This window comes from Staphylococcus sp. HMSC065D05, from assembly GCF_001813195.1.
Lineage (GTDB): Bacteria > Bacillota > Bacilli > Staphylococcales > Staphylococcaceae > Staphylococcus > Staphylococcus epidermidis.
This window is the reverse complement of the sequence record NZ_KV811766.1, coordinates 28,809-39,926: the sequence shown is the minus strand read 5'-3', so window position 1 is coordinate 39,926 and position 11,118 is coordinate 28,809. Positions and strand designations below refer to the sequence as shown.

Here is an 11,118-nt window from a genome sequence, read left to right as displayed (position 1 = left end):
ACAGCCGATAGCTCTACCACTGAGCTACTGCGGATAAATAATAAGTAAACTATCTCTATCAAGCACAAGTATTATTATATCAATCTTGTTGAATTTTTCAAGAGTTATATTAAAAAAATATACGGAACATTTACACTTATTTAATATTAACGTCCCGCATATTTTAAATTGAAACACTGTCATCAATTTTTTAAAATAAATAGTTTGGGAAAAAAGCTAATTTTCTTCAAAAAGAGAGTAGCGTGAAAGCGCCTCGAAAATATTTAAAGAGGACTGATTATAGTCAATGGGTTGTTCAGGGTTGTTAGATTTCATTCGTGATTGCTTATCTACCATGTAATAATAGATGATTGCATTGGTGTATTGATGCCACAAACTATGAAATGATACATTGAGTGTTAAAGAATCACCATTCGCAAAAATTATTTTACTCTTACGATTTTTAAGTTCTTTAACATTTTCAATATAATGCATATTAATCCATATATTTTCTTCTTGACGGTCCGAGTGAGTTGGAAAAAAGTAAGTAGGAAAAAGAGGTGTAAGTAAAATAGGTGGTTTACTAGAAATTCCAGTAATACGATTCGTTTCTGCTTTTTTACTAATATAATTATTGCCATAAAACTTACATGATCTTTCGATAATTCTCTGTACTTTAAATGGACTTTCTTTGCGGGTTTGATCAAATCTGATAATCTCAGTACCATTTGTCTGCTGATATTCATCATATTTAGGTCGTATTACCATATCACCTTTTCGTATAACATAAATCGTTTCGGGTAAATGTGTCATTAAAAAACCTCACTTTATTCAATTACTTAGATGATTATTAAAAATAAAAAATAATAACCTAATAATATTTTATCCAAGCTCAAAATAAAGTCAAGTTCTACTTTTGTTTTCTTTTTACACATATTTCTTTTAAAATGTCAGAATATTCATTGATTTCAAAATTTAAAATCAGTATAATACTTATATATTAAATAATTGAAAGGTCGTGGTCTTTATGAATCACAATACTGAGGTCAAGTACACTACATTAGAAGATTTTGTAATGACAGTGAACGATTTAGGCGTTGAACTCGTCATTGAAGAAGCACTCAGAAATGCAAGAAAAGCTAAACTTAAACTCTTAATTGACGAAGCGCTCATCAATAAAAACGAGAACGATTTTATTCAATATACTAACGAATTTAAACAATTGGAGGCATTTTTAAGTGAATAAATTAGACTCGAGTCACTCATCATAAAAGGTCTATTCCCTACTTTAAAACAAGTTGAGAATAGACCTTTTTATCATACTTAGGACATCAATCTTATAATTTCATACTTATCTATATCCCCAAAGTAGTGATAGAAATCATAATTTTGAAGTGCCTCTTCTATATGTTCAAAATCATGTAAGCAACCTACTAACGCATGTTCAAGTTCAGTTACATCACCTTCGCCGAAGAAATCTCCAAATAGTTTTGCCCGTTCAATTCTTCCTTTTTTTACATCTAATTTTATTTGAATAAAACCTTTCTCAAATTTCTCTTCACGCTCAATATTATATTTTGGATTGCTGCCATAATTCCATTCCCACGTACGATACTTTTCATTACTTAATTGCTTAATATTCTTCCAATCTTCTTCTGTTAGTACATATTCTTCAACTTCATTTTCACCAAAAATAGTTTTAAGAATAATTTGTTTGAATTCTTCTATATCTATTGGCTGTTCTAGAAATTCTTCAATATTGGCAACTCTTTTTCTAACAGATTTAACGCCTTTAGATTTAATTTTAGCTGGATTCACTTTTAATGCATTTTGAACTTCATTTAAATCACAATTTAGCATTAATGTACCGTGACTAAACATTCTATTTTTTACTTTAACCATAGCATTTCCAGATATTTTAGCTTGCCCTACTTGTATATCATTCCGTCCAGTCATTTCAGCATTAACTCCCATTGATTGTAAGGCCTGTACAATGGGCATCGTAAACTTTTTAAAATTATGAAAGCTATGACCATCATCATCTGTGATAAAGCTAAAATTTAAATTTCCAGTATCATGATAGACAGCCCCACCTCCAGAAATACGTCTTACTACATCAATTTGATGTTTATCAATATACGATTGGTTAACTTCTTCAATTGTATTCTGATTCTTTCCAACAATAATTGAAGGTCTGTTAATATAAAATAAAAAATAACTTTCTTCAGAAGGTAAATTTTTAAGAACATACTCTTCCATTGCTAAATTGATGGAAGGATCATTAATATTATTGTTGCTAATAAATTTCATAACATTCTCTCCTTAAATAAGTCTCTCTATATGCCCTTACCCTAGTTATGAATGATTTATAAGAAAAATTCCACTCTTTTACTCATTTATGAATGATATTTTATAATTTTCTTTTAGTTCACTTCTTTTTCATAGAAATTAGTTTATTTGTCAAGTAAATTTTAGTACAATATAATCTAGCTATGATTTAAGGGAGGACTCGTAATGACTGTTGCAGAAGTAGGTAATATAGTAGAATTTTATGACGGTTTAAGAGGCCGTGTCGAGAAGATTAATGATAACTCTGTTATTGTAGATTTAACTATTATGGATAATTTTAATGAATTAGATTTACCGGAAAAGACAGTTATCAATCATAAGCGATACAAAATCGTTGATCAAGAAGGTTAATTAAAATGAAAAATGTTTCTAAAGCTTTGATTTGGTTTGTTATAAGCTTCATCATCTTTCACGCCATATTATTTGTGATGTGGGGAGAACATCAGGAATACTGGTATTTATATACTGGCATTATGTTAATAGCTGGAATAAGTTATGTTTTTTACCAAAGAGACATTGCATCTAAACGATTATTAACTTCCATAGGCATGGGTATAATAACGAGTGTCGCACTCATTATTATACAATTGATTTTTTCACTTATTTCATCAGAATTATCATACGCATCTTTAATCAAAGAATTATCACGAACGGGTGTCTACTTTAAATGGCAAATGCTCGTTACTTTATTATTTGTGATACCTTGTCATGAACTATATATGAGAACTGTTTTACAAAAGGAATTAATAAAATATAACTTACCGAAATGGGCTAGCATTTTAATTGTTGCAATATGTTCAAGTTCATTATTTATATACTTAGATAATTGGTGGATTGTATTCTTTATTTTTGTAGCTCAGTTCATTCTATCTCTTAGCTATGAATATACGAGACGTATTGCTACGACTACAATTGGTCAAATTGTGGCTATCATTTTATTATTGATATTCCACGGATAAAAAAAGCATTTCTTAGACTCATGAATTTGAGCTAAGAAATGCTTTTTTAAATTAATTAAAGAAAAAGTGACACATACACCGTTATAAATAGTACGAGGAAGATTAATAAACTTTAAAATTATGATTTAATTTCACAGAATACGTGTCACATTTTAAATTTTTTCTAATCAATCCACCCATCGTTTCCGAATATGTGTCGTGAACGATAGCTTCTTGTAAATACATTTTGTAGTTTCTATAACAATAATCAGTCATTGTTATTCTATACGAATCTTCTTCATTTAGACCATTTAATTTCACTCTATTAAACGGTGATTGTGACATGTCTATACAATAATCAAACCCTTGCCAAACTGTAAATAACGTTTCATCTATCATTGTCATACTTAATTGTCGCTTATTAAAATCAATATGCGCATAACTGTATTCAAGTATATCTTTGATATTTTTACCTTTGACAGTGATATCTATAGGTTTATCTGGATGAGGATATGCATCGTATATATCTCTATTTCTTATAGTTCCTTTTAACCCTTCTTCACCATTCTTAGGTATATGCACACAAGAAATATCGTAATTATAGGCTAATCGAATTGCATCATGTAATAACTGAGTAAAAGGATGAGGCTTACAAATAATATCTTCAATACATTGAACTGTTAAGCCATTGTTTTTGTTTGAAACAACTGAATTTGCCCAGTGTTTAACTGCCTTACGGTCATAATATGTTTCTTTCAATAATTGTTCATCTTCATGGTAATCATTTAAGTCTATAACTTTTGAATCGATGTGCTCAATTTCATAAGAAGTTGTCCGTTTCTTAAATTTAATTGAAAGATGTACTAATTCCTCAGCATTTTGACCTGCTTGAACATATATAGTTTCATGATCTTTTCCAACAACTGTTTGATGTTGATGAGCGGTAATAATTACATCAATAACACCAAGTTCTTCCATAATTTTTTCAGCTTCATTTGCATTTTTTTCATTTCTTTTATTGGTACTACTTATTTTATTTAACCCACCATGATAAATAACAATAAGGAAGTCTGGCTCTTCAACTTCATGTATGTATCTAATCCAACGTTTAGCTGAAACCAAAGTCTTCTCAATACAGACATCTTCTTCCATTTCTGCGTACTCGTTCTTCATTAATCCATCTGAGGTTAAACCTACGATAGCAATTTTCAAATCTGAATACATTTTGATTGTATAAGGCGTAGAAAAATATGGCTCTCTAGTAACAGTATACTCTATATTTGCTGATAGCCAGGGAAACCTTGAGAGTGCAACTGAACGTGTCAAAAAAGATAATCCAAATTTAAATTCATTAGGGCTAATTCCACTAGCATCATACTGCATTGCATTCATCAACTTAATCATAGGATGACGTTTATATGGTGCTACAACGGCGTAATAGAATGCTGCAAGTGATCCCGCCAAACTTCCCCCACTATCTAGTAATATGACATTTTCATTATTTTTTCGAGCTTCATTAACATAAGTACCAGCTCGATAAATATTTGAGCCATAATCACCATTTAAGAAGTGACTATGCATATCAGAAGTTGCAATCACATCAACTATTTTATTTTCATTTTTTTCCATAGAGCCACTCCTCTCCTTAAATTTAGTGTAACATGTACCATTCATTAAATGTTATAAAACTATTATCGCATTGATATCATTCCAAATAAAAAAACTATTAGCAAAGGTGTATGTATGCCTTTGCTAATAGTGTAATGATTATCCAATTTGTATACGTTCTTTAGGATAGCTATATTTTTCGGGTTCTTTACGTCCAGCTAACATAATGATGAATGAAATGAGGCCTACACGACCTATAAACATTAATATCATTAATACAACCTTGGTAATATCGTTGATATCGCTTGTCACACCTAAGCTTAAACCACATGTACCAAACGCAGACATTACTTCAAAGAAAATTTGTAGAAAGGACAACTTGCCTTGTTCAGTGGCAGATATAATAATCATGCTAATAAATGTAATTAATGACGCCATAGTAAATACGGCAAATGATCTTTGTACATCCATAATATGTACTTCTCTGTTGAAAATTTTAATACCTGTTTTGTCACCAGTATTATTAAAGTTAATAACAAACAAAATTAAAATAGCAAATGTTGTTGTTCTAATTCCGCCTCCTACAGAACTAGGAGATGACCCTATAAACATCAATAATCCCATTACAATATTTGTTGCGTCGCTAAAATGTGACACATCTATCGTTTGCAAACCTGCACTTCTGGTCGTTGATGATTGGAACAATGCATAAAATAGTGATTGATGCCAACTCAATCCTTTAAATGCATTGCTATGTTCTAATATTAATACAACAATAACGCCGAATAAAAATAAGAATAAGTACGTTGTTGTCGTTATTTTTGTGAATAATGAGAATCTAAAATTAGTTACTCGATTCTTAATATATGCTTTTAACTCCAACAAAACTGGAAAGCCTATAGATCCTAACACAATTAAGAACATTACTATTGTTTGTACAAAATAGTCTTTTGCATAGGGAACTAAAGATTCACCAGTAATATCAAGGCCACCGTTAGTCGTAGCAGATACTGAAACAAAGACGCCTTGCATTAATGCGTTTTTTAAATCAGGATTATCCCGATAAAAGTAGAACGCGAGTAAGAGTGCACCTATAAACTCAATAATAAAAATTGTTCTTACAATTTCTAAAATTAGTTTAACCGTTCCACTCATAGTATCTCTATTATTATCTAACATAATGAGTTGTCGCTCTCTAATTCCAATATGTTTGCCTAAAACAACCCAAAGCATGGTTCCAATAGCCATAACACCTATACCACCGATGTTCAAAATAATAAGTATGATAATTTGACCAAAGGTTGAATATGTGTCGACTATAGTAATTGGTGATAATCCTGTAACACTAATACCTGATACAGCTACAAAAAGTGTATCAATTGGATTAACCTCAACCCCTTGCTTATGAACATATGGCAAATTTAATAATAAAAATGCAACGACTATGGCAAATAGATAATAGAGTATAATCCCTTGTTGAGGGCTAGATTTTTTAAGCAGCTGACTTAAAACTGACATGATTTTCACCTCAACATTTATTTCAATTTGATTTTAATATTTTTCTCCGCACCATTTCGATAAATTTTAGCAGTGATTGTTTTCTGATTATCATAATGACTATATATGACTTGTCTATATCGTAAGTTATCTTCAATCTTCTTACCATCTAATTCTACTATTACATCACCTTTTTTTAAACCTGACTTGTCTCCTAAACCATTTTCTTTCACTTCACCGATTAATACACCATGATTCACTTTAGTTGGTAAGTTGATTGCATTACGTTCAGAATCGTCAAGATCACCAATATTTTTGATTTTGATTTCAGTATTTGGATAGTTCACTTTACCTTTATGCTCTAATTCTTTCGCAATCTTACGTACATCATTAATAGGTATCGCAAAAGCCATCCCTTCTACATTATGCATATCAATTTTTAAAGAAACTATACCTATGAGTCTACCATCTCTATCGACCACAGCACCACCTGAATTTCCCGGGTTCACAGGCGCATCAATTTGAAAAGCTTTCATCAAAGCATCATAGTTATCATTTTTATCAATGTCGACAGGTACATGACGATTGAGTCCAGACACAATACCTTGAGAAACACTTCCTTTAAAGTCTGTGCCTAGAGGATTTCCTATAACTAAAATAGGTTCAGCCAATTTAATATTATTAGAATCCCCCATAGTCATTGGTTTAATATTTTCGTCAGCAACTTTAGCTTTTACAACTGCTAAATCAGACCATTTATCTTTACCAATCACCTTACCTGTCACAGATTTATCATTACCATATGTTACTTTTTGTTTTTCTTGATCACCAACGACGTGTGCATTAGTAAAAATATAAATAGAGTCGCCCACTTTTTTGTAGACGACACCTGAACCTATCTCATTATCAGATTCATTTTTGTTATCAGACACAGTCGTGTCATTAGACAAATCATTCTCTACTGTTACAACTGACTTAACAGAGTTTTTAGCAATTTTCATCGCTGTTGTTTCATCTTTAGTTGTACCGTTAAATGCACTATCATTTGTATGATCATTTTTATTAACTGTAGTGAATATGGCATTTAATATTAAAAGTAATACTATAATACCTATAATAATTAACATTTTAGGCCAGTGTTCTTTAAAGAAAGCTATTACCAATTGTTTAAATTCATTAATTTTTTTAATATTTTCGGCTCTGCTACCTTGTTCGCCTTCTTTTTTAAGAAATTGCGCTTGGTGAGTATTATCGTTGTCTTTATCTTCTGGTTGTGAATAGCTATGTTTTGAAGAATATGGTTGTGTACCTCTTGAATCTTGCTCTGTATGATTAGAATTTACACCTAACATGGAGTCCTTTGAAGTCAATTTAGTATGTTGTTTACTTTCGTTTCCAGAAGTATTATCATGCTCTTTTATTGACTTATTTTCTGAGGATTCAATTACTTTATTATGATATTGATTTTCCTTTGATTGATTATCATTCAACTGTTTTGGCTTACTTTGATTCGGTAACGTGGAGGTGTCACTTAAAACTCGAACATCATGTAAACTTTCTTCTCCAATTTTATTATCGTCGTCTTTTGATTTACTCATTTGATTATTTTGTTTATAACTTTTATCATCACGTTGTTGATGTATTTCCTCTTGAGTCAGTTTTTCTATTCTTGCTTTTCTCAAATTATCTTTAACACGTTCCTCATTAACTTTAGTTTGATGCTGTTCTCTTTTAGCTTGATTCTCCTTCTCTATTTTCTCGCGTCTAATGCGCTCTTCTCGCTCTTCGTTATGAAAGTACTCACGTCTTTTACGGCGATATTGACTGCGTGGTATGACTTGTTTTTTATCGTTATCCACTAGAAGACCACTCCTATAGTTTCTTTAACTCATTCTTTATCTGTTAAATTTAAGTTATTTTAATACTATATATCATCATTTTAAATTCGTTTATAAACTAAAGTTTAATATTTTAACTATAAAACTGCAATGTTCTAATAAAAATTAAAATAAAAAGAACCTCCACTTAATTTATTATTAAGCAAAGGTTCTAGCGTATCAATCAAATTATTTTTGGTTATCTTTTTTCTTGTTGCCAATTGCTGAAGTTAACCATCCTATTAATACTAAGCCAACTAATACTACCCAGAAGATTGTTTGCCATAAAGCACTATGTGGAAATGCTTCTGGTAAAACGCCAATATCAGGATGTGCAAGTACCATTACAACAAGTTTAATACCTACCCAACCTACAATTGCAAACGCAGCACCTTCTAGTCCTGGATATTTATTCAACAATTCTACAAACCAAGTTGCTGCAAATCTCATCAAGATGACACCTATCATTCCACCGAGGAACATAACAATAAATTGACCTAAGTCCATACCACCAAAATGTATGCCAACTTTTGGTAATGTAACGGCTATGGCTAATGCGGCAAGCATTGAATCAATTGCAAACGCGATATCGGCGAATTCAACTTTAAATACTGTTCCCCAAAAAGATTTAGGGCTCACTTCTTTTTCGTTGCCTGTTTCATCGAAGTGATGTTCGTCTCCTGTTTCTTTATGATGTTTTTCATTTGACTGATGGAAAAATTGCCATAAATTTTTAATAGACATATAGATTAAGTAAACAGCACCAGCTGCTTGAATCCACCAGAAGTTTGCAATAATACTTATTAAGAATAAGGCAATAAATCTAAAAATAAATGCACCTAATAGGCCATAAAAAAGTGCTTTTTTTCGTTGTTTAGGTGGTAGGTGTTTAACCATTACCGCCATTACAATTGCATTATCAGCTGCTAATAATCCTTCTAAAAATACAAGTACTAAAAGTACCCATAAATAAGGTAAAATCAAACTCGGATCCATTGTGGACAACTCCTTTTAGTTTAAATACAAATAAAGAGACCTATGCTAATTAAATAGCAAAGGTCTCACTTAGCAATAGTTTTGCCCACTTTACCGGAAGACTTATCTTCGTAATGACGATAAAGTGTTAAATAGTTATTAGCAGTTTAAATGCATTGAATAACTATTCTCAAGTTACTCCCCTCTGACAGTTTTGTCATAGGTATTTATTTGTTATTTTCAGTATACATACTATGACACTGCATAGCAATATAAACATTTTTCATATACTACGGTGTGCCCGAAAAGTGATAAGTTTAAACATTTAATTATAATAAGCTATACAGTTTAATATCAGAGAATTTTTCTTCAAACCAACGCGTTGCAAATTCATTTTCAAATAGGAATACATAATTGTCGTATCTATCTTTTACTAAAATTGATCTAGAGGTATTCATATTATCTTTAATATCTTCTTCATTTTCAATCCAACGCGCAATTTTACGTCCGACTGGTTCCATAACCACATCTACATTATATTCATTATTCATACGGTGTTCAAAAACCTCAAATTGTAATTGACCCACAGCACCTAAGATAATTTGATTAGTGTGCAACGTTTTATAATATTGAATTGCACCTTCTTGAACAAGCTGTTCAATTCCTTTATGAAAATGCTTTTGTTTCATTACATTTTTGGCAGAAACCTTCATAAATATTTCTGGAGTAAATTGTGGTAACTCTTGGAAGCTATATTTCTGCTTACCGCCAACTAAGGTATCACCTATTTGATAGTTACCTGTATCATACAAACCAATAATATCGCCTGCTACAGCATGATTAACAGTTTCTTTATCATCAGCCATAAATGATGTGGAACGAGTTATTTTTTGTTTTTTATTTGTTCTTTGTAAGGTTACATCCATTCCTCTTTCAAACGCACCACTTACTACGCGCATAAATGCAATTCTGTCACGATGCTTCGGATCCATATTGGCTTGGATTTTAAAGATAAACCCAGAAAAATCTGTGTCGAATGGACTAACATCAACCTCTTCTTTAGTTTGTCTCGCATTAGGCATTGGTGCATGATCAACGTATGCATTTAAGAAATTTTGTACGCCAAAGTTTGCTAATGCCGATCCAAAGAAAACAGGTGTTAATTCACCGTTCAGTAACGCTTCATTATCGAATGCTTCACCCGCTTCATCGACAAGCATCATTTCTTCAATTGCTTGTTCAAATGCACTATCATTTTTTATCGCGTGTTCTTCTTTAAGTTCGTAATCTTCGTTTAAATGTAATAAATTTTCTTCATCTCTAAATGGTTCAATCGTTTTAGAGTGTCTATCAATAATACCAAAGAAATTTTGTCCCATACCAACAGGCCAATTCATTGGATAAGTGTCAATATTAAGTGTTTCTTCAATTTCATCAAGTAATTCAAATGGCTCTTTCCCTACTCTATCCAATTTATTGATGAATGTAAAAATAGGGATACCTCGCATTTTACAAACTTTAAATAATTTTAATGTTTGTGGTTCTATACCTTTAGCACAGTCAATAACCATAACTGCACTATCTACTGCCATTAATGTACGATACGTATCCTCTGAAAAATCTTCATGTCCCGGCGTATCTAAAATATTTATCTTATAATCATCATAATCAAATTGCATTACAGAGCTTGTAACTGAGATACCACGTTCTTGTTCTACCTTCATCCAATCACTTGTTGCAAATTTACCCGTTTTTTTTCCTTTAACTGTCCCAGCTTCACGAATCGCTCCACTGAAATACAACAATTTTTCAGTTAAAGTGGTTTTACCAGCATCAGGGTGTGAAATGATGGCAAATGTCTTTCTTGACTCTATTTCTTCTTTTAAATTCATTTA

At 31.4% G+C, this 11,118-nt stretch carries 10 protein-coding genes and 1 riboswitch; of the genes, 3 read left to right on the top strand and 7 right to left on the bottom strand.

The genetic code is table 11. From position 1 onward, the window contains the following. Positions 1-216: 216 nt before the first annotated feature. Complete coding sequence (locus HMPREF2897_RS09135; protein WP_001829272.1) at positions 217-792, bottom strand: competence protein ComK; 576 nt, start codon at positions 790-792, stop codon at positions 217-219. Between the two features lie 214 nt (positions 793-1,006). Between HMPREF2897_RS09135 and HMPREF2897_RS09130 the strand changes: the two genes are divergently transcribed. Further along, positions 1,007-1,225, top strand: a complete 219-nt coding sequence (locus tag HMPREF2897_RS09130) for an IDEAL domain-containing protein (RefSeq protein WP_001829292.1) — start codon at positions 1,007-1,009, stop codon at positions 1,223-1,225. Positions 1,226-1,302: 77 nt separating this feature from the next. On the opposite strand, the gene HMPREF2897_RS09125 is transcribed toward HMPREF2897_RS09130, so the two are convergent. Further along, a complete protein-coding gene (locus HMPREF2897_RS09125) occupies positions 1,303-2,289 on the bottom strand; it encodes a lipoate--protein ligase (protein ID WP_002446122.1) in 987 nt (328 codons plus the stop codon). 204 nt (positions 2,290-2,493) lie between these two features. Here HMPREF2897_RS09125 and HMPREF2897_RS09120 point away from each other — a divergent pair, with 204 nt between their 5' ends. Both HMPREF2897_RS09120 and HMPREF2897_RS09115 read left to right on the top strand, forming a co-directional pair. Beyond that, entirely contained in the window at positions 2,494-2,679 is a 186-nt protein-coding gene (locus tag HMPREF2897_RS09120; RefSeq protein ID WP_001829339.1) for a YkvS family protein, read from the top strand. A 5-nt stretch (positions 2,680-2,684) separates the two neighbouring features. Continuing rightward, on the top strand, positions 2,685-3,287 hold the full coding sequence (locus HMPREF2897_RS09115) for a CPBP family glutamic-type intramembrane protease (RefSeq protein ID WP_001829312.1): 603 nt from the start codon (positions 2,685-2,687) through the stop codon (positions 3,285-3,287). A 102-nt stretch (positions 3,288-3,389) separates the two neighbouring features. On the opposite strand, the gene HMPREF2897_RS09110 is transcribed toward HMPREF2897_RS09115, so the two are convergent. The 5 genes from HMPREF2897_RS09110 to HMPREF2897_RS09090 form a co-directional block, all read right to left on the bottom strand. After that, on the bottom strand, positions 3,390-4,895 hold the full coding sequence (locus tag HMPREF2897_RS09110) for a bifunctional metallophosphatase/5'-nucleotidase (RefSeq protein ID WP_002458038.1): 1,506 nt from the start codon (positions 4,893-4,895) through the stop codon (positions 3,390-3,392). Between the two features lie 138 nt (positions 4,896-5,033). Next, positions 5,034-6,392, bottom strand: coding sequence for a TrkH family potassium uptake protein (locus tag HMPREF2897_RS09105; protein WP_002446120.1), 1,359 nt, complete (start codon positions 6,390-6,392; stop codon positions 5,034-5,036). Positions 6,393-6,409: 17 nt separating this feature from the next. After that, the gene (locus tag HMPREF2897_RS09100) at positions 6,410-8,230 is read right to left on the bottom strand and encodes a S1C family serine protease (RefSeq protein WP_070593037.1); all 1,821 of its coding nucleotides are present in this window, start codon (positions 8,228-8,230) and stop codon (positions 6,410-6,412) included. Positions 8,231-8,437: 207 nt separating this feature from the next. After that, positions 8,438-9,244, bottom strand: coding sequence for a TerC family protein (locus tag HMPREF2897_RS09095; protein WP_070593035.1), 807 nt, complete (start codon positions 9,242-9,244; stop codon positions 8,438-8,440). Positions 9,245-9,315: 71 nt separating this feature from the next. Continuing rightward, a riboswitch (yybP-ykoY riboswitch) is annotated at positions 9,316-9,439 on the bottom strand. A 113-nt stretch (positions 9,440-9,552) separates the two neighbouring features. Beyond that, entirely contained in the window at positions 9,553-11,115 is a 1,563-nt protein-coding gene (locus tag HMPREF2897_RS09090) for a peptide chain release factor 3 (protein ID WP_002446117.1), read from the bottom strand. Positions 11,116-11,118: the final 3 nt, after the last annotated feature.

Coding starts and splice junctions, on each gene's coding strand:
- HMPREF2897_RS09090 (WP_002446117.1), bottom strand. CDS start 11,115: ATGAATTTAAAAGAAGAAATAGAGTCAAGAAAGACATTTGCCATCATT.
- HMPREF2897_RS09120 (WP_001829339.1), top strand. CDS start 2,494: ATGACTGTTGCAGAAGTAGGTAATATAGTAGAATTTTATGACGGTTTA.
- HMPREF2897_RS09095 (WP_070593035.1), bottom strand. CDS start 9,244: ATGGATCCGAGTTTGATTTTACCTTATTTATGGGTACTTTTAGTACTT.
- HMPREF2897_RS09125 (WP_002446122.1), bottom strand. CDS start 2,289: ATGAAATTTATTAGCAACAATAATATTAATGATCCTTCCATCAATTTA.
- HMPREF2897_RS09110 (WP_002458038.1), bottom strand. CDS start 4,895: ATGGAAAAAAATGAAAATAAAATAGTTGATGTGATTGCAACTTCTGAT.
- HMPREF2897_RS09105 (WP_002446120.1), bottom strand. CDS start 6,392: ATGTCAGTTTTAAGTCAGCTGCTTAAAAAATCTAGCCCTCAACAAGGG.
- HMPREF2897_RS09115 (WP_001829312.1), top strand. CDS start 2,685: ATGAAAAATGTTTCTAAAGCTTTGATTTGGTTTGTTATAAGCTTCATC.
- HMPREF2897_RS09135 (WP_001829272.1), bottom strand. CDS start 792: ATGACACATTTACCCGAAACGATTTATGTTATACGAAAAGGTGATATG.
- HMPREF2897_RS09130 (WP_001829292.1), top strand. CDS start 1,007: ATGAATCACAATACTGAGGTCAAGTACACTACATTAGAAGATTTTGTA.